The following is a 19,082-nucleotide window of genomic DNA, read 5'->3' on the forward strand; positions in this document are numbered from 1 at the left end:
CGTTCAGCCGGCGGGCCGCTGCGGCGGCGCGAGCGCGATGACCGCGTCGCGCATGCGGGCGAGGAACGTCGGCTTGTCTTCCTGAGCGCCGAGCGCTTCGTTCGCGCCGAAATGCACCTTGCAGATCAGCGGCACGGGCCAGATCGCGCCCTTCGGCATGATGCGCTGCAGGTTCTCGAGATAGACGGGCGCGAGCGCCACGTCCGGGAACTCGGTCGCGAGATGGAACAGCCCGCTCTTGAACGGCTGCGGCAATACGTCGGCGCCGCGCGTGCCTTCCGGGAAGATGATGATCGAGTGACCCTGCCGCAGCGCGTCGCGCACCGGATCGAGCGGGTCGCCCCCGGATTCGCGATGACGGTCGATCAGCACGACGTTCAGCAGCTTCTGCGCGATGTGGCGCTTCAGGTCGCTGCTGTCCCAGTAATCGCGCGCGGCGACCGGCCGCACGACCGCACGCACGTCGCGCGGCAGCGCGGCGAGGATCGCGAGCGTGTCGATGTGGCTCGTATGGTTCGAGAAGTAGATCTTCTGCGTCGGGGACGGCGGCGCCTGATGCCAGACCGGATACGCGCCGGCGACGAGCCGCACGATGGACAGCAGGAAATCGCGCTGCCAGACGTTGAGGATGTTCATCGGCGCGCTGCCTCCTGCCTGCATGCCCGGCCCGCTGCGCATGCGCGGCGGGCGGAACCCCGGAATGCCGGCGCGGCAGGATGCGCGCCGGACGGCTCTTGTTTAAATTTTTTCAAATTCGTGGCTGCCTGTCGCAGGTCCGCGATAATCGGACGATTCGCCGTCGCACGCTGTTGCGTCGCGGCGAATGCGCCGGTCGGCGGCGTGATAATCGGCTGTTGCACGAGTGCCCGTCTGCAGTTCGAATCGATCTCGCTGCGCTCGGGCCAGCGGATTATCGCGAGTTTCGCCAAAAAACGCCAGATTGGCGCCGCGCGGCCGGCCGGCCGCATGCTTGACGCATCGGGGCGGCTCGGCGACGATGAGGGCCGTTCCAGCCAGGCCGGCCAAGGCCGTTTCGCCGCCCGGGGCATCGCGGCGGGAAATGCATCCGACCGTGCCGCACGAATAAAACGAATACGAAACGATGAGCCTCTACGCACTCAAACCCAAATTCCAGAATCGTCTGCGCCCGTTCGCGAATTCGCTCGCCGAACGCGGCGTCACGGCCAACCAGGTCACGCTGTTCGCGGCCGGCGGCTCGATCGTCGTCGGCGCGCTCGCCGGGCTCGGCGTGTTCGCCCGCGCGCTGTTCCTGCTGATTCCGCTGTGGCTGTTCGCGCGGATGGCGCTCAATGCGATCGACGGGATGCTCGCGCGCGAGCACGGGCAGAAGAGCACGCTCGGCGCGTACCTGAACGAGCTGGGCGACATCGTCTCCGATGTCGCGCTGGTGCTGCCGTTCCTCGCCATTCCCGCGTTCGCTCCGGCGGACGTCTGGCTGTTCGCGCTGACGGCGGTGATCGTCGAATGCGCGGGGCTGATCGGCCCGCTCGTCGGCGCGACGCGCCGCTACGACGGCCCGTTCGGCAAGAGCGACCGGGCGCTGGCACTCGGCGCGTTCGCGCTGTGGATCGGCTTCGGTTTGCCGGTCGGCAGCGTCGCCGCGTGGCTGTGGCGGCTGCTGATCGTGCTGTCGATCGTGACGGTGGTGCGGCGCGTCCAGGCCGGCATCGCCGAAGCGGGCGGCTGACGGCAGCCGACGCGAAAGCCGGACCGGCGCCGGAGGGCGGCGCCGCACACATTCGAATAACGAAACGAGAGAGATCGCATGAGCGCACGCACGGCCCGTGAGGCCGACTTCATCACGCACGACGGCGAAACGCTGTTCTATCGTCACTGGCCTGCCACAGGCGCGCGCTGCCGCGGCGCCATCGTGCTGCTGCACCGCGGCCACGAACATTCGGCGCGCGTCGCGCACCTCGTCGACGAGCTCGACCTGCCGGAGTTCGCCTTTTTTGCATGGGACGCACGCGGCCACGGCCGCTCGCCGGGCGCGCGCGGCTACAGCCCGAGCGCGGCCGCGTCGGTGCGCGACCTGCAGACCTTCGTCGAGCATATCCGCGACACGCACGGCATCGCGATCGAGGAGATGGCCGTGGTCGGCCAGAGCGTCGGCGCGGTGCTCGCGGCGACCTGGGCGCACGACTACGCGCCGCCGATCCGCGCGCTGGTCGTCGCGTCGCCGGCGTTCCACATCAAGCTCTACGTGCCGTTCGCGCGGCCCGGGCTGCGACTGATGCACAAGCTGCGCGGGCTGTTCTACGTGAACAGCTACGTGAAACCGAAATTCCTTACGCACGATCCCGAGCGAATCGCGAGCTACGCGTCCGATCCGCTGATCACGCGGCCGATCGCGGTCAACATGCTGCTCGACCTGCACGATACCGCGCAGCGGATCGTCGCCGACGCGGCCGCGATCACCGTGCCCACGCAACTGCTGATTTCGGGCGCCGACTGGGTCGTGCATCGCGGCCCGCAGGATCGCTTCTTCGAACGGCTCGGCTCGGCGCGCAAGGAGCGCATCGTGCTGCCGGGCTTCTATCACGACACGCTCGGCGAGCGCGACCGTGCACAGGCGCTCGCGCCGCTGCGCGCATTCGTGCTGCGCGAATTCGATGCGCCGAGCCCGCGCGTGTCGCTCGTCGATGCCGACCGGCGCGGCCCGTTCCACGACGAATATGCGGCGCTCGGCCGGCCGCCGGCCAACGTGTTCGCGCGGGCGTACTGGGCGCTCACGCGCGCCGGCCTGAAAGCCGGCGGCGCGCTGTCGGACGGCATCGCGCTCGGGCTGCGGCTCGGCTTCGATTCGGGCTCGACGCTCGACTACGTGTACCGCAACCGCGCGCAGGGGCGGCTCGGCGTCGGCGCGCTGATCGACCGCACGTATCTCGATTCGCCCGGCTGGGTCGGCATCCGCCAGCGCAAGGTGCATCTGCAGGAACTGATCGGCGCGGCGATCGGCCGCCTGCGCGGGCACGGCTCGCCGGTGCGGATCGTCGACATCGCGGCCGGCCACGGGCGCTACGTGCTCGACGCGATCGCAATGGCCGCCGAGCGCGACGGCGCGGCGCCCGACGACATCACGCTGCGCGACTACAGCCCGCCGAACGTCGAAGCCGGGCGCGTGCTGATCGCGCAGCGCGGCCTCGAGCCGATCGCGCGCTTCGAGCGCGGCGACGCGTTCGACGAGGCGTCGCTCGCGACGCTCGAGCCGCGGCCGACGCTCGCGATCGTGTCGGGCCTGTACGAGCTGTTCGGCGAGAACGCGCTGATCGAGCGTTCGCTGCGCGGGCTCGCGCAGGCCGTGCCGCCGGGCGGCTATCTCGTCTATACGGGGCAGCCGTGGCATCCGCAGCTCGAATTCATCGCCCGCGCGCTGAACAACCACCGCGGCGAGTCGACCTGGGTGATGCGACGCCGTTCGCAGGCCGAAATGGACGAGCTCGTCGCGCGGGCGGGCTTCCGCAAGCTCGACCAGCGGATCGACGAGATGGGCATCTTCACGGTGAGCCTCGCGCAGCGGGTCGACGCGTCATGAGCGCGCTCGGCGGCGGCACGGGCGCGGGCGGCGGGCTGACCGAGCCGGCGGCCGGCGCGCGCGACGCGTCGTTCGCGCTGCGCTTCGGCTGGCTCGCGGCGATGGGCGCGGTGTTCTTCTCGACCTACGGCTTCGCGAACTGGCTCGCGGCGCGCCGCGCCGCGGTGCCGACCTTCGCGTTCGGCTGGGAGCAGGCGATCCCGTTCGTGCCGTGGACGATCGTGCCGTACTGGTCGATCGACCTGCTGTATGCGCTGTCGTTCTTCTTCTGGACGCGCCGCGACGATCTGCTCGATCACGTGAAGCGGCTGCTGACCGTGCAGCTGGTGTCGGTCGCGTGTTTCATCACGTGGCCGCTGCGCTTCGGCTTCGAGCGACCCGACGCGGGCGGCGTGGCCGGTGCGCTGTTCACGCTGCTGATGGGTTTCGACAAGCCGTTCAACCAGGCGCCGTCGCTGCATATCGGGTTGCTGGTCGTGCTGTGGGCCGTCTATGCGAAGCATCTGCGCGGCACGTTCGCCCGCGTCGTGCTGCATCTGTGGTTCGCGGCGATCGGCGTGTCGGTGCTGACGACCTACCAGCATCACGCGATCGACGTGCCGACCGGGGCGGCCGTCGGCTGTCTCGCACTGTTCCTGTTTCCGTTGCGCGATGCCGCGGGCCGATTGCCGGGCGCCGAGGCGTCGCCATCCGCGGCCGGCCGCGCGCTCGCGCGCCGCTACGCGTGCGGCGCCGCACTGATCGCACTCGCGGCGCTGGCGTGCATGCCGCGCGCGCCGGGCTGGGCGCTGGCGGCAGGGTGGGTCGTGCTGGCGCTCGCCTGCGTCGCATGGGCTTATCGACGTGGCGCGCCCGGCGCGTTCCAGAAGGATGCGCACGGACGGTTGCCGGTCTTCATCGGCTGGCTGCTCGCGCCGACGATCGCCGGCGCGTTCGTCAATTCGCGGCTGTGGACGTTCCGGCAGCCGGCGCCGGTGCGGATCGACGAGCGTGTGTCGATCGGCCGGACGCCGACGACGCGCGACATCCGGCGCGACGGCTTCACCGCGCTGGTCGACCTGACCGCCGAGATGCCGCGCTGGGCGGCGGCCGATGCAGCGCTCGCGTATGCGTCGGTGCCGCAGCTCGATCTCGTCGCCCCGACCGCGGCGCAGCTCGCGCAGGCCGTCGCGGCGCTCGAACGCCTGCACGGCGAGGGGCGCGACGTACTGGTCTGCTGCGCGCTCGGCTATGGCCGCAGCGTGCTGTGCGCGGCCGCGTGGCTCGCCGCGCGGCGCGGGCTGGCCGATGCGCGCGACGCGCTGGCCGCGGTGCGCGCGGTCCGGCCGCACGCGGTGTGGTCGGATGACGGCGTGGCCGTGCTGCAGCAGTGGATCGATCGCCGTCGCGATGCGGGGCGCGTGTGATGCGCGATCCGTCGGCACCGTTCAGGATTGCCGCCGCCCGCGGCGCGCTCGACGCGGGCGCATGGGCGCTCGTGGCCGCGCTCGCCGCGGCCGGCGCGGGTGGCTGGATCGCGGCGGGCTGGGCGCCGGCGACGCTCGCCCGCGTGCTGCTGGCCGCCGTCAGCGCGGGGGCGGGGATCGCGGCGCTGTGGTACGCGGTTCGTATCGAGATCGACCGGCGGTTGTTTGCCGCGCTGGCGCGGACGGTGGGCGACGACGGGGCGGTCGACGACGGGCTCGCGGCGCTCGATCGCGCGCTCGCCGATCTGGGCTGGATCGACGCGGCGAAGGCCGGGCGCACGCTCGACGCGCGCGTGCGCGGCGCGGTCGGGCTGTGCCGGACCGCCGTGCTGGTGGCGATCGTGCAGTGGCTCGTCGTCGGGATCGCGATCGCGGTGTCGCCGATCGGTTAGCGAGGGGCGGTGCCGGTGCGCCGCGATCGTGTTCGATGGGTTGCGCGCGCGATCGACGGCAACCGGCCCTGCGCCAGCGTGCTCGCAGGGGCCGGCCTCGGATTTCGCGATTTCGACCTGCGTCGCGCCGTTGCCCGCCCCGGTGGCGGATGGCGGCGTCGACGAATTGATCCAGGTCAGTTTTTCACGAAGAAAATACGTCGCGCGACGCGCGCTTGCGGTAGCATACGCGCCGCTCGCGGCAGCGCGTTCCGGGCGGCCTGCAACGGGCCGCCACCGGTGCCCCGGCCGGCCGCCGTGCGTCGGAACGACGCCGTTCCGGCCATCCGGCAGCAACGGCGCAATTCTTGCCATTCACTCTTCCTGCGCAGCATTTCCGACCGAATTGAGATTTTTTTCGCTTCTCAGTCGCGAATCACGGTAAGTTCTGTTCTATTTTTGAGATAGTGTGACGAATGGGCGGCCGCCGGTGCCAGGCGCGCCGCCGCGCGGCGAACCGATCATTGAAGAATCCGCCGCGTCGTTCCGATAAATGCAATCAGGCCATGAATGAGGGGAAGCAGAGGGGATGTGCACTTACGGGCATAGCTGCTTTGCGCGCGTCGCTTTCGACGCGCAGAAGGACGGGACCATCGTGACGAAGCGGAGCGGTGCATGAAGCCGGCCGTGTCGCTGTTCGTCCTCGCGACCGCGATGACCGGCGCTTTCCATGCGGCCGCGCTGTCGGCCGCGCCGATGCCGGCGGTGCCGGCCGCCGCTTCGACGGCCGCTGCCGGTCACGCGGCGGCGTCCGATGTCGCGCCCGCCGCGGGGCCCGTGGCCGCGCCGGCGGCGGCCAGCGCGCCGGCCGCCGGCCTGCCGGCGACGACCGTGCATGTGCCGTTCGCGTCGCTCGGCGCGTTCGATCCGCTGCGCCTGCGCGGCGCCGACGACGCGCGCACGATCAACGCCGGCGTGCGGCTCGACCGCGTGATCACCGGCGCGCGGTTGCGCCTGACCTACGCGTATTCGCCGTCGCTGGTCTTTCCGCTGTCGCACCTGAAGGTGTCGGTGAACGGCGAGGTGGTCGCGACCGTCCCGTTCGACGCCGCGCGCGCGGGCCGCACGGTGACGCAAGAGATCCCGATCGATCCGCGCTACTTCTCCGATTTCAACCAGATCGGCCTGCGCCTGATCGCGCACTACACGCTCGACCATTGCGAGGATCCGTCGAACTCGGCGCTGTGGGCCGACGTGAGCCCGACGAGCGAGCTGATCCTCGACGAATCGCCGGTGCGCCTGCCGAACGATCTCGCGCTGCTGCCCGCACCGTTCTTCGACCGGCGCGACAACGGCCGCGTGCGGCTGCCGTTCGTGCTGCCGGCGACGGCCGATTCGGCGACGCTGCGCAGTGCGGGCGTGCTCGCGTCGTGGTTCGGCGCGCTGGCCGACTACCGGCATGCGCGTTTCCCGGTGTCGGCCGCGTTGCCGGCCGACGACCAGGCCGTCGTGGTCGGCACGGCCGCGACGCTGCCGGCCGGTCTCGCGCTCCCACCCGTCAACGGCCCGCTGCTCGCGGTCGCCGACAACCCGGCCGCGCCGGGGCGCAAGCTGCTGGTCGTCACGGGCCGCACGGCGGCCGAGGTCGACGACGCGGTCGCGACGCTCGTGCTGGGCCGCGCGGCATTGTCGGGGCCGGCGGCGTCGGTCGCGCACGTCGATCTGGGCGCGCCGCGCAAGCCGTACGACGCACCGCGCTGGCTGCCGGTGAACCGGCCGATCGCGTTCCGCGAGCTCGTCGACGATCCGCGCCAGCTCGAAGTGCGCGGCACGACGCCCGACGCGATCCGGCTGAACCTGCGCGTGCCGGCCGATCTGCATTCGTGGAACGGCGCGGGCGTGCCGATCACGCTGCGCTACCGCTACACGGCGCCGACCGTGCAGGACAACTCGACGCTCGCGGTCGAGATCAACGATCAGCTCGTGAAGTCGTACCGGCTCGGGCCGGCCCACGCCGAAGATGCGCACGGCCGCATGCAGCTGCCGCTGCTGTCGGTGCCGGAAGGGCGCGTGACGAGCGACGTCGACATTCCCGCGTTCCGCGTCGGCAGCGGCAACCAGCTGCAGTTCCGCTTCTCGCTCGATTCGCAGAAGACGGGCTTGTGTTCGAGCACGGCCACCGAGCCGCAGCGCGCGGCGATCGATCCGGATTCGACGATCGACTTCTCGCACTTCGTTCATTACGCGCAATTGCCGAACCTCGCGTTCTTCGCGAACAGCGGCTTCCCGTTCACGCGCTTCGCCGACCTGTCGCAGACGGCCATCGTGCTGCCCGAGCGGCCGTCGCCGCAGGAGCTCGAGGCCTACCTGACGATGCTCGGCCACATGGGCGAATGGACCGGCTTCCCGGCGCTGCGCGTGCAAGTTGCGCGGCCCGGCGACGTCGCCGCGCTGTCCGGGCACAAGGATCTGCTCGTGATCGACGGCTCGCCGGCGTCGCCGCTGCTCGCGCACTGGCGCGCGGCGCTGCCGCTCGCGATCGGCGAGCAGGGCGGCGCCGGCGGCGGCGCGACGCGCGTCGCGTTCACGGTGAAGGAGCGCTGGCGCAACGGCGTGGGCCTCGCCGACGGCGGCGCGCACATCGAACAGACGGGCCCGCTCGCGGCGCTCGCCGGTTTCGAGCTGCCGGGCAGCCGCGGCCGCAGCGTCGTCGCGCTGACGGCGACCGACCAGGCGCGCCTCGGCGATCTGCTCGACGTGTTCGAGAACGCCGGGCTCGTGTCGCAACTGCAGGGCGACCTCGCACTGGTGCGGCCGGGGCAGGTCGACAGCCTGCGGGTTGGCGAGCCTTACGTGGTCGGCTTCGTGCCGTGGTATGCGCGCGTGTGGACGGAGGCGGCGCGGCATCCGGTCGTGCTCGGCGCGGTCGGCGTCGTCGCGGGGCTGCTGCTCGCGCTCGGCGTGTTCAGCGTGCTGCAGCGCATCGCCGCGCGTCGACGGGGGATGTAACGGATGGCGCGGGCAATGACGAAGCGACGGGCAACGCGGCCGGCGCGGCGTGTCGGCGCGACGTTCGCGCTGGCGCTGGCGCTGGCGGTGACGTGCGCGGCGGCCGGCATGGCCACGCGCGCGCACGCCGCCGGGACTGGCGCGGCCGACGCGGCCGGCGCCGGATGCAGCGCGGCGTGGCCGCGCTGGGACGCGTTCAAGCGCGATTTCATCTCGGCCGACGGCCGCGTGATCGACGTCGGCTCGGCCGATTCGCGCACGGTATCGGAGGGGCAGGCGTATGGACTGTTCTTCGCGCTGGTCGCGAACGACCGGCGCATGTTCGACACGATCCTCGCATGGACCGAGAACAACCTCGCGCAAGGCGACCTGAGCGCGCACCTGCCGGCGTGGCTGTGGGGCCGCGCGCCCGACGGCGCGTGGCGCGTGCTCGACGCGAACCCTGCGTCGGACGCCGACCTGTGGATCGCGTATGCACTCGTCGAGGCCGGGCGGCTGTGGCGCGAGCGCAGCTATACGGCGCGCGGCGCGCTGCTCGCGAAGCGCGTGCTCGACGCCGAGACGGCGACCGTGCCGGGCCTCGGCCTCACGCTGCTGCCGGGGCCGACCGGGTTCAAGCTGGCCGACGGCCAATGGCGCGTGAACCCGAGCTATTCGCCGCCGCAGGTGATTCGCGCGCTCGGCGCGCGGCTGCCCGACGACCGTCGCTGGGCCGCGCTGGCGTCCAGTACCGGGCGCGTGCTGCTCGACACCGCGCCGAAGGGGTTCTCGCCGGACTGGGCGCTGTATCTCGCGGGCAAGGGTTTCGGGCCCGATCCGGACACGCATGCGCAGAGCGCGTACAACGCGATCCGCGTGTACCTGTGGGCCGGCATGCTCGACCGTGCCGATCCGCTCGCCGCGCCGCTGCTCGCGAAGTTCGCGCCGTTCGCCGATGCCATCGCCGCGCACGGCGCGCCGCCAGAGAAGGTCGATACGACGACGGGCGTCGCGGGGCCGAACGACGGCAACGGCGGCTTCTCCGCGGCGGCCGTGCCGTTTCTCGACGCGCGCGGCCAGCACGCGCTCGCGGATGCACAGGCGGCCCGCGTCGATACGCTCGCGCGCCAGTCGGCGCCCGGCTACTACACCAGCGTGCTGACGCTGTTCGGCCTCGGTTGGCGCGACAGCCGCTACCGGTTCGGGGCGGACGGCACGCTCGACACCCGCTGGGGAGACCGTTCGTGCGCCGCCCGCTGAAGTGCGCCGCGCCGCACGTCGCGGGATTCGCATGGCTCGCGTCGTCGGTGTGCGCGGCGGCGTCGGGCCCGGCGATCGCGAACTCCGCGACTTCGGCGACACCGTCGACCTCGGCCGCCGCCGATGCGCGGCGCGAACTCGACACCGCGCGGATGTGGGGCATCAAGCATCGCGACGATCTCGCGCGCGATGCGCTGCGCAAGGGCCTGCTGATTGCGCCGGGGGATCCCGAGCTGCTGGCCGAACAGGTGCGCGTGCTGCTGCGGTTGGGCGATGCGAAAGGCGCGCAGGCGTCGCTGGCGCGGCTGCAGGCGCAGTCGCCGAATGTGCCGGCCACGCGGCGGGTGGCCGACGAATACCGGGTCGCGACGAGCGGGCGCGGCGAGATGGCGCAGATCCGGCTGCTCGCGCGCAGCGGCCGTGCCGACGAGGCGGCACGGCGGATCGTCGCGCTGTTTCCGAACGGCGCACCGGCGGGCGCGCTCGGCGCCGAGTATTACCAGATCGTGTCCAATGCGCCGGGCGGGCGTGAGCCGGCGATCGCCGCGCTGCGCCGCGCGATCGCGGCCGATCCGGGCGACACGAGCGCATCGGTCGCGCTCGCGCGGCTGTTGAACCAGCGCGACGACACGCGCGCGGAAGCGAACCGGATCGCCGCGTCGCTCGCGCAGCGCAACGACGCGGACCACACGGAAGCGATGGCGCTGTGGCGGCGCGTGCTGCAATCGGCCGGCAGCGATCCCGCGTATCTCGACGCGCTGCACGCGTATCTCGCGCTCGCGCCGGACGACACCGAATTCCGCGACCGCGCCGCCGGCCTCGATCGGCAGCGCGACGCGCGGCGCCGGCTCGAACGCGATCCCGACTACATCGCGCAACAGCGCGGGCTGCAGGCACTCGCGCGCGGCGATCTGGCCGCCGCCGATCCGCTGCTCGCGCGCGCCGCGCGGGCGCGGGCGGACGACGCCAATGCGCTGGGCGGGCTCGGCCTGCTGCGGCTGCGCGAGGGGCGGCACGACGAAGCGCGCGTGCTGTTCGCGCGGGCCGCGACGCGTGCGACCGACCAGCGCGGCAAATGGCAAAGCCTCGCGCGTACCGCGCAGTTCTGGGGGTTGCTCGCCCAAGGCCGTGAAGCGGCCAGTGCGGGGCGCCCGAAGGAGGCCGAGCGCGCCGCGCGGGCGGCGCTCGCGATGCAGCCGGACAACCCGGACGCGAAGTTGCAGCTCGCCGATGCGCTGCTCGCGCAGCGCGACTGGGCGCAGGCGGAGCCGTTGCTGCGCGGCTTGCTGGCCGCGCGTTCGCCGAGCCTGTCGGCCGTGCGCGACACGGCCACGCTGTACGAAAACACCGGCCGCGCGGACCGGATCGGCCCGTTGCTCGACGCGCTGCAAGGGCGCGTGACGGGCGCCGACGACCGCCGCGCGCTCGACGGCCTGCGCGGCGACCTGCTCGCGAACGAGGCGCGCGCGCTGGCCGACAAGGGCGCACGCGGGCCGGCCGCGCAGCGCTACGAGGCGGCCGTGCGCGCGGCGCCCGACGCGCCGTGGACGCGCTTCGCGCTCGCGCGCCTCTATCGCGACATGGGGCTGCCGCAGCTCGGCCGCACGGTGATGGACGACGGGCTCGCGCAGCGCGATACGCCCGAGATGCGCTACGCGAACGCGCTGTACCGCAACTCGCTCGACGATGTCGCGGGCGCTCAAGCCGTGTTGGCGCCGGTCGACGCCGCGCACCGTTCGGACGGGATGCGCGCACTGGCGCGCAAGCTCGATGCCGAAAGCGCGCTGGCCGACGCACGCAGCGCGCACGCACGCGGCGACCGCGCGGCATTCGCCGCCACGCTCGCGCACGCGCAGGCGAGCGCACCGGACGATCCCGACATGCTCGCCGCGATCGGCGCGCAGTGGATCGACGCGGGCGAACCCGAGCGCGGCCTCGCGCCGCTGCGCGACTGGATCGCCGCGCATCCGCGCGAAGCCGACGCGGACGTGCGGCTGCGCTACGGCGACCTGCTCGGCCGCGCGGGGCGCGACGACGCGCTCGCCGCGTGGCTCGACACGCTGCGCCGCGACTCGTCGCTGACGCCCGCGCAGACCGCGCGGCTCGAGGATCAGTCGCTGAGGATCGTGCTGCGGCAGACCGACGACGCGATCGCGCGACAGGACTACGCACAGGCGCGCACGCTGCTCGACCGCGCGAGCCCGGCCGGCCGGGCGGACAAGCGTTACGCGCTCGAACTCGCCGATCTCGAACGCGCGCAGGGCCATTACGATGCCGCGCGCGATGCGCTCGCGCCGGTCGTGGCGCCCATGCCGGACGATGCCGATGTGCAGCTCGCGCTCGCCCGGATCGACGAGGACAGCGGCAACCGTGCCGCCGCACGCGCGCGCGTGCAGGCCGTGCTGGCGCGCACGCCGGACGACGACGTCGACACGCAACTGTCGGCCGTGCGCCGCCTGAACGCGCTGCGCCGCCCGGACGAAGCCGCGCAGATCACCGACCGGCTGCAGGCCGCGTATCCGGCGCGCGCCGACGTGACGGTCGCGGCCGGACGCGTGGCCGAGGCGCAGGGGCGCTATGACGACGCGGCGTCGCTGTACCGGCTGTCGCAGTCGCAGGAACGCGCGACGGGCGTGAGCCCGGGCCGCGACGGGTTGACGCCCGCGCAGGCCGCGTTCGCGGATCTGCAGCAGCGGCGCAATCCCGAGATCGAGACCGGCTGGATACCCGCGTACAAATCGGGCGACGAAGGCATCTCGTCGTATCGCGCGCAGCAGGTGCCGATCTATATGCAGATGCCGGTCCGTTACGACGGGCACGTGTTCGCGCAGATCGACACCGTGCATCTCGACCCGGGCACGCTCGACACGAGCAACCCGGACGCCTATTCGCTGAAGACGTTCGGCACCTACGCGGCGCTCCGCGCGCAAAACGGGTTGCCGCCGCCATTCCAGCTGAATCAGCCGGCCGCCGCGCTGCTCGCGAATCCGCCGGGTTCGCTGCACCAGTCGACGACGGGCGTCGCGCTCGGCGCCGGCTATCTGTCGGACGCGTGGCGCGTCGATCTCGGCACGTCGCCGCTCGGCTTCCCCGTGCATTACCTGGTCGGCGGCGTGCGCTATCGCTTCGACGCGGGCCCCGCGAGCTTCTCGGTGAATGCGTCGCGAAGGCCGGAAACGAGCAGCGTGCTGTCGTACGCGGGGATGCGCGACCCGTGGACCGGCGCGGTGTGGGGCGGCGTGCGCCGCGACGGCGTGAACCTGCGTGCGTCGGTCGACGTCGGCCGCACGAACCTGTTCGCGGAGCTCGGCGCGGGCGTGCTGTCCGGCCGCAACGTCGAACGCAACGCGGAAGTCACGCTGCGCACCGGTTTCACGGTGCCCGTGTACGAGCGCGCGACGATGAAGCTCAGCACGGGGCTCGTCGGCAATGCGTGGCACTACGCGCAGAACCTGCGTTACTACACGTACGGGCAGGGCGGCTACTACAGCCCGCAACGCTACCTGTCGCTCGGCGTGCCGATCGAATGGGCGGGGCGGCGCGACGCGCTGTCGTGGGACCTGACCGTTACCGGCGGGATCTCGAACAGCTACGAAAAGGATTCGCTGTATTACCCGACGTTCTCGGACCAGCGCGCCGCGCAGGTGGCGGCCGGGTTCGTCTATGCGGGCAGCTCGACGCGCGGTGTGTCGTTTTCTTACGGCGTGAACGGCATCGTCGAGTATCGCGTGAACCCGCACCTGAGCGTCGGCGCGCAGTTGCACATCGACCGGTCGCACGACTATGCGCCGAGCTCGGCGCTCGTGTACCTGCGCTATGCGTTCGATGCGCGCGCGCCGCGCAGCTGGCTCGTCACGCCGACGCCGGTGCGGCTTTATTCGGATTACTAGGGACTAGGGGAACGCCGTGACTACGGAATTCGATGCCACCCGCCTCGCGCCCGGCGCCACCAGCCTGGTCGATCGCCTGCGCGCGTCGTTGCGCATGGGGCCGGCGGGCGGCCGCGCCGGCGCGTTGAGCCGGCTCGCGATCGACGGCCTGCCCGATACCTGGACGCAACTGGAAGCCGGCGGCCTGTATGCGATCTACGCGGCCGCCGGCACGCCGGGCTGCGATGCGCTCGTGTGGGAAAGCGCGCGCCAGGCGCGCACGCGCGACGTCACGGTCGTGCTGGCGCGCGATCCGGCGCGCGTCGCCGCGCAGATGGCCTCGCTCGGCTTCGCGGGCGGCGCGCAGCCGGCCGGCTGGCCGCGCAACCTGAACGTATTGGCGATGCCGCCGGCGGCCGGGCCGGCCGACGACGGTGTGGATGCCGGTGCGGCCGGCGGCACGCCGCGTCGCGCGGCACCGGGCCCGTTCGCGCGGCTGACCGGCGGCTTGCGCGCGATGAAGCGCTACGGGCTGCATGCCCGTTCGCTGTATTTCGTCGAAGGCGCCCAGCGCTGGTTCAGCTGGGACGATCCGGTCGCGCTCGCGGACGAAGCGCACGCGCTGGCCGACTGGTGCCGCACGCGCCGGATCGCGCTCGTGCTGCTGCTCGACCCCGAAGCGACCCGCGCGGGCGGCGACGCGCGCGCCGACGATGCGCCGCTCGTGCGCGATGCCGATCGCACGCCGCGCAGCGGCTTTCACGGCATCTGCTCGGGCGTCGCGCAGTTGCAGCGCACGCATGGCGAGCTGCTGTGGATCGTCGATTTCTGGCGCGCGGGCGACACGCTCGCGGCCGGCGAGGTGCGGCCGCTGCGCTTCGCGCCGGGCGGCCGGCTGTCGGCGAGCGTCGACGGCGGCGCGACCGAACCGGCGCGCCGGATGAAGCTCGCGAGTGACGAGGATCGCGTGGTGGTCAGCCGCGCGGTGGTCGACGGCGCGAGCCGCGTGCCGGACGGCTGGGAGATCGTCGACGACAATGCGGCCGTCGTCGCCGCGTGCGCGAGCGCGCAGGCCGCGACCGCGGTACTCGTGTTCCGCTCGCATGCGCAACTCGAAGCGCTGTGCGCGGACGTGCACGCGCTGCGCCGGCAGTGCGGCGGCGCGCTGAAGATCGCGGTCGTCGAGCGCGGCGAGGTGCTGCGCCACCAGTTCGAGGTGCTCGTGCTGAGCGTCGGCGCGAACCGGGTCGTCGCGCGCGACTTGCCCGTCTCGCGGATGCAGGCCGCCGTGCATGCGCTGCGCGGCCAGCTCTACGCGCGGCCCGTCGCGGCCGACTATCGCGCGGCGCTCGCGGCCGCGCTCGGCGATTCGGTGCTCGGCTATCTGCCGGTCGGCGCGTTCTGCCAGCGGATTCGCGCGGTGCTCGATCGCGGCGCGGTGCTCGCGCTGCCGCATACGCTCGCGAAGCTCACGCTGTTGCCGGGCGTGTCGCACGTCGATGCGTTGCGGCACTGCCGGCCGCGTCGCGCGGGCGACGTCGTGACGGCCGATGCGGCGCACCTGTTCGTGTTCCTGTTCGCGTGCGAGCCGGTCGACGCCGACGATGCGCTCGCGCGGATTTTCGACGTGCCGGTCGATACGCTGTCCGACCGCGTCGTGTGCCTCGGGCAGGGCAGCATCGATACCGAGCTCGAGACGCTGAAGGCCGCGAACCGGCGCGCGCCGATCGCCGACTACAGCGACCTGTTCGCGGCGACGCAGCCGGCGGGCGCCGCGCGCGCATCGACCGCGCCCGCCGAGCCCGTTGCGGCGTTGCCCGACGCGAGCGAGGTGAGCGCCGCGATCGACGCGATCGATACCCTGGTCGCGCTCGACGCGATGGGCGTGCCGCAGCAGGCCACGCCCGCCGCCGTTGAGGCCGGCGTCGCGTCGACGCCGGACCCCGTCATTCCCGCCGCGCGTGCGCGCGGCGCCGTCCGCAGCGCGATGCCGCTGCGCAAGCAGGAGGACGCATGATCGCCGAACTCGTCATCGGCTTCATCGTCGGTATCGTGATCGCGGTGCCGGTATGGATCGTCGCGCAGCACCTCGGCGTCGGCCGCGGCTTCCACGCGCCGCGCGGCATCGACCGCCGCGACGCGGTGCCGTGCGCACTCGTGCCGGTCGCGCTGCGCGGCCGCCTGCTGCCGGGCGCCGGCAACGAAGGCGGCGAACTCAACGAGCGCGACAGCAAGGCGCCACGATGAAAACGATCGCCCTCACCTCGACGACGGGCGGCGCGGGCCGCACGACGCTCGCCGCCGCGCTCGCGGTACTGCTCGCGCGCCGCGGCCGGCCGGTCGTCGCCGTCGAATTCGATGCACAGAACCTGATGGGCGCGACGCTCGGCCTCGATACGCTGGCCGAACACGGTCTCGCGCACAGCCTGCTGGGCGGCGCCGAACCGTGGCACGCGCACACGTGGCGCAACGCCGACGGCGTGCTGTTCGTGCCGTACGGGCAAGTCGATGCGGCGGAGGCCGCCGCGTGCGATGCGCGGCTCGTGGCCGATCCGGCGTGGCTGCCGCGCGCGCTCGACGAGATCGCGCTGCCGGCCGATGGCGTCGTGCTGGTCGACACCGCCCGTTATCCGTCGCCGCAGGCCGCGCAGGCGATCCGTTGCGCGGACCTGACGCTCGTCGTCGTGCCGCCGGAGCCGGTCGCGTGCGCGACGACGGCCGCGCGGCTCGGCGCGTTGCGGGCCGGCCGCGGCGAACTGCAGATCGTCGTGAACCGGCTGAACCCGGCGCGCGACATGCAGCGCGACGCGCTGGCGATGCTGCGTGCGGTCGCGGGGCCGGCGTCGATGCTCGAGCAGCGCATCCACGTCGACGCGGCCGTGCCCGAGGCGCTCGCGCGCGGCAGCTGGATCTTCGACGACGCGCCGTATTCGCAGGCGTCGCACGACCTGAACGGCGTCGCGAACTGGGTCGACACGTGGCTCGCGGCGACCGTCGCGGGCCGTACCGGAGCGGGGCGATGAAGGCCGCGTTCGGCGCGCGACTGCGTGCGTTCGGCCGGCGCGCGGCCGACTGGTGCGCGCGCGGCATCGGGCTGCCGGCGGAACGCACGCGGGTGGACTGGCTCGTGCGGCTGTTTTTCCACGCGCCGCCGCCTGGCCGGCCCGATCACGTACGCCGCTGGGTGCGTGTCGCGTTCCTGCGGCTCGCGCACGACTGGGGCGTGCTGCAGCCGCTCAGCGTGCGCGAATGGCTGTGGCGCGCGATCGTGCGCGCGCCGCGCGTGGCCGACGGCCGTCCCGCGCGCGATCCGCTCGCGTGGTTCGACACGTTCGTGGTGCCCGTCTACGTGGCGGGGCGCGCGCTCGGCCGGCGCATCAACGCGATGCTCGAGCGTCTGCCGTGGGCGCGCTGGGGCGGCTGGCTCGATGCTCGCGCGAACGGCGTCGGCCGGCGCCGCTGGCTCGCGCCGCTGCTGCTGGTGGCCGGCGCGGTGCTGTGGGCCGCGGCCGGGATGTCGCCGCTGATGCCCGGCGCGCAGTTCGCGTTCTTCGCGATCGTCGCGGTGCTCGCGCTCGCGCTGCGCCGCCTGCCGGGCCATTTGCCGACCCTTGCGCTCGCGTCGCTCGCGCTGCTCGCGGCGGTGCGCTACGTGTGGTGGCGCACGACCCAGACGCTCGACTTCCGCAGCCCGGTCGAAGCCGTCGCCGGTTACCTGCTGTATGGCGCCGAAGCCTATACGTGGATGATCCTGCTGCTCGGCTTCGTGCAGACCGCGTGGCCGCTCGACCGGCCGATCGTGCCGCTGCCCGACGATCCGAACAACTGGCCGACCGTCGACGTCTATATCCCGACCTACAACGAGCCGCTGTCGGTCGTGAAGCCGACCGTGTTCGCCGCGCAGAGCATCGACTGGCCGAGCGCGAAACTGCGCGTATACCTGCTCGACGACGGCCGCCGTCCGGAATTCGCGGCATTCGCGGCCGAGGCCGGCATCGATTACCTGACGCGCGACGACAACCTTCACGCGAAGGCCGGCAACATCAACCGCGCACTGCCGAAGACGCACGGCGAGTACATCGCGATCTTCGACTGCGATCACGTGCCGACGCGCTCGTTCCTGCAGACGACGATGGGCGTGTTCCTGCGCGACCCGAAGTGCGCGCTCGTGCAGACGCCGCACCATTTCTTCTCGCCCGATCCGTTCGAGCGCAACCTCGGCACGTTCCGCGAGATCCCGAACGAGGGCAACCTGTTCTACGGCCTCGTGCAGTCCGGCAACGACCTGTGGAACGCGACGTTCTTCTGCGGCTCGTGCGCGGTGCTCAAGCGCAGCGCGCTGGAGGAGGTCGGCGGCGTCGCGGTCGAGACCGTGACCGAGGATGCGCATACGGCGCTCAAGCTGCACCGGCGCGGCTATACGTCGGCGTACCTGCCGACCGTGCAGGCGGCCGGCCTCGCGACCGAAAGCCTTGCCGGCCACGTGAAGCAGCGCACGCGCTGGGCGCGCGGGATGGCGCAGATCTTCCGCATCGACAACCCGTTCCTCGGGCGCGGGCTCGGCCTGATCCAGCGGATCTGCTACGGCAACGCGATGCTGCATTTCTTCTACGGGATTCCGCGGCTGGTGTTCCTGACGATCCCGCTCGCGTACCTGTTCTTCCACCTGTACTTCATCAACGCGTCGTCGCTGGCGCTCGCGAGCTACGTGATCCCGTATCTCGTGCTTGCGAACATCGCGAACTCGCGGATGCAGGGCCGCTACCGGCATTCGTTCTGGGCCGAGGTCTACGAATCGGTGCTCGCGTGGTACATCGCGCTGCCGACCACCGTCGCGTTCTTCAGCCCGAAGCACGGCAAGTTCAACGTGACCGACAAGGGCGGCAAGATCGACGAAGGCTACGTCGACTGGTCGACGTCGAAGCCGTATCTCGTGCTGTTCGCGCTGAACGTGCTCGCGATCGCCGCCGGCCTGTGGCGGCTCGTGGCCGACCAGGGTGACGAGGCGTCGACGATCCTGATCACGCTCGGCTGGACCGTGTACAACCTCGCGATGCTCGGCGCGGCGCTGGCCGTCGCGCGCGAGACCAGGCAGGTGCGCGTCACGCACCGGATCGCGATGCGCGTGCCGGCGATGCTGCTGCTCGCCGACGGCTCGACCGCCGCGTGCTTCACGAGCGACTACTCGACCGGCGGTCTCGGGCTCGAAGCGGTGCCCGGGCTGCCGCTCGCCGTCGGCGACACGCTGACGGTGTGCGTGACGCGCGGCGACCGCGCGTTCCCGTTCCCGGTGCGCGTGACGCGCGTGACGTCGACCCATGTCGGCGTGAGCTTCGACGAACTGACGCTCGAACAGGAACGCCAGCTCGTGCAATGCACGTTCGGTCGCGCCGATGCGTGGCTCGACTGGCATGAAGGCGCGCGGCCCGACACGCCGCTCGGCGGGCTCAAGGAAGTGCTGCGGATCGGGCTGGACGGTTACGTACGAATGTGGAAGGGTGCGGCGCGCGGCGTGCAGACGATGCTCGCGCCGAAGCTCGATCGCGCGCGCGACTGACGCGGCGCGCATCAT

At 72.3% G+C, this 19,082-nt stretch carries 13 protein-coding genes; 11 read left to right on the plus strand and 2 right to left on the minus strand.

Features of this window, described 5'->3' with window-relative positions:
- Positions 1 to 3: 3 nt before the first annotated feature.
- Together DFS13_RS26620 and DFS13_RS26625 are read right to left on the minus strand one after the other, a co-directional pair.
- Entirely contained in the window at positions 4 to 636 is a 633-nt protein-coding gene (locus DFS13_RS26620) for a lysophospholipid acyltransferase family protein (protein WP_006481857.1), read from the minus strand.
- A 102-nt stretch (positions 637 to 738) separates the two neighbouring features.
- A complete protein-coding gene (locus tag DFS13_RS26625) occupies positions 739 to 1,026 on the minus strand; it encodes a hypothetical protein (protein ID WP_153260034.1) in 288 nt (95 codons plus the stop codon).
- Positions 1,027 to 1,102: 76 nt separating this feature from the next.
- Here DFS13_RS26625 and DFS13_RS26630 point away from each other — a divergent pair, with 76 nt between their 5' ends.
- The 11 genes from DFS13_RS26630 to bcsA all read left to right on the plus strand — a co-directional run bounded on the left by DFS13_RS26630 (position 1,103) and on the right by bcsA (position 19,067).
- Complete coding sequence (locus tag DFS13_RS26630) at positions 1,103 to 1,708, plus strand: CDP-alcohol phosphatidyltransferase family protein (protein WP_006481852.1); 606 nt, start codon at positions 1,103 to 1,105, stop codon at positions 1,706 to 1,708.
- A 78-nt stretch (positions 1,709 to 1,786) separates the two neighbouring features.
- Positions 1,787 to 3,556, plus strand: coding sequence for a bifunctional alpha/beta hydrolase/class I SAM-dependent methyltransferase (locus DFS13_RS26635; protein ID WP_059721300.1), 1,770 nt, complete (start codon positions 1,787 to 1,789; stop codon positions 3,554 to 3,556).
- The gene (locus DFS13_RS26640) at positions 3,553 to 4,962 is read left to right on the plus strand and encodes a phosphatase PAP2/dual specificity phosphatase family protein (protein ID WP_060211685.1); all 1,410 of its coding nucleotides are present in this window, start codon (positions 3,553 to 3,555) and stop codon (positions 4,960 to 4,962) included. Before DFS13_RS26635 ends, DFS13_RS26640 begins: the two co-directional genes overlap by 4 nt.
- On the plus strand, positions 4,962 to 5,414 hold the full coding sequence (locus DFS13_RS26645; protein ID WP_111442297.1) for a hypothetical protein: 453 nt from the start codon (positions 4,962 to 4,964) through the stop codon (positions 5,412 to 5,414). Before DFS13_RS26640 ends, DFS13_RS26645 begins: the two co-directional genes overlap by 1 nt.
- Positions 5,415 to 6,068: 654 nt before the next feature.
- Positions 6,069 to 8,402: a cellulose biosynthesis cyclic di-GMP-binding regulatory protein BcsB gene (gene bcsB / locus DFS13_RS26655; protein WP_059721302.1), complete on the plus strand. Its 2,334-nt coding sequence runs from the start codon at positions 6,069 to 6,071 to the stop codon at positions 8,400 to 8,402.
- A 3-nt stretch (positions 8,403 to 8,405) separates the two neighbouring features.
- Positions 8,406 to 9,641, plus strand: a complete 1,236-nt coding sequence (gene bcsZ / locus DFS13_RS26660) for a cellulose synthase complex periplasmic endoglucanase BcsZ (RefSeq protein WP_043206179.1) — start codon at positions 8,406 to 8,408, stop codon at positions 9,639 to 9,641.
- Positions 9,626 to 13,531, plus strand: a complete 3,906-nt coding sequence (locus tag DFS13_RS26665; protein WP_111442298.1) for a cellulose synthase subunit BcsC-related outer membrane protein — start codon at positions 9,626 to 9,628, stop codon at positions 13,529 to 13,531. The genes bcsZ and DFS13_RS26665 overlap by 16 nt, the downstream gene beginning before the upstream one ends.
- A gap of 16 nt (positions 13,532 to 13,547) precedes the next feature.
- Positions 13,548 to 15,527 (plus strand): cellulose biosynthesis protein BcsE, encoded by a 1,980-nt coding sequence (gene bcsE / locus DFS13_RS26670; protein ID WP_069352000.1) that lies wholly within the window; start codon positions 13,548 to 13,550, stop codon positions 15,525 to 15,527.
- On the plus strand, positions 15,524 to 15,757 hold the full coding sequence (locus DFS13_RS26675) for a hypothetical protein (RefSeq protein WP_012492530.1): 234 nt from the start codon (positions 15,524 to 15,526) through the stop codon (positions 15,755 to 15,757). The genes bcsE and DFS13_RS26675 overlap by 4 nt, the downstream gene beginning before the upstream one ends.
- Positions 15,754 to 16,533, plus strand: coding sequence for a cellulose biosynthesis protein BcsQ (gene bcsQ / locus DFS13_RS26680; protein ID WP_012492531.1), 780 nt, complete (start codon positions 15,754 to 15,756; stop codon positions 16,531 to 16,533). The genes DFS13_RS26675 and bcsQ overlap by 4 nt, the downstream gene beginning before the upstream one ends.
- Positions 16,530 to 19,067 carry a UDP-forming cellulose synthase catalytic subunit gene (bcsA, locus tag DFS13_RS26685; RefSeq protein ID WP_111442299.1) on the plus strand — a complete coding sequence of 846 codons (2,538 nt, stop codon included), beginning with the start codon at positions 16,530 to 16,532 and terminating at the stop codon, positions 19,065 to 19,067. The genes bcsQ and bcsA overlap by 4 nt, the downstream gene beginning before the upstream one ends.
- Positions 19,068 to 19,082 lie beyond the last annotated feature (15 nt).

The sequence above is a fragment of the Burkholderia sp. 28_3 genome, from assembly GCF_003253915.1.
Taxonomy (GTDB): domain Bacteria; phylum Pseudomonadota; class Gammaproteobacteria; order Burkholderiales; family Burkholderiaceae; genus Burkholderia; species Burkholderia cenocepacia.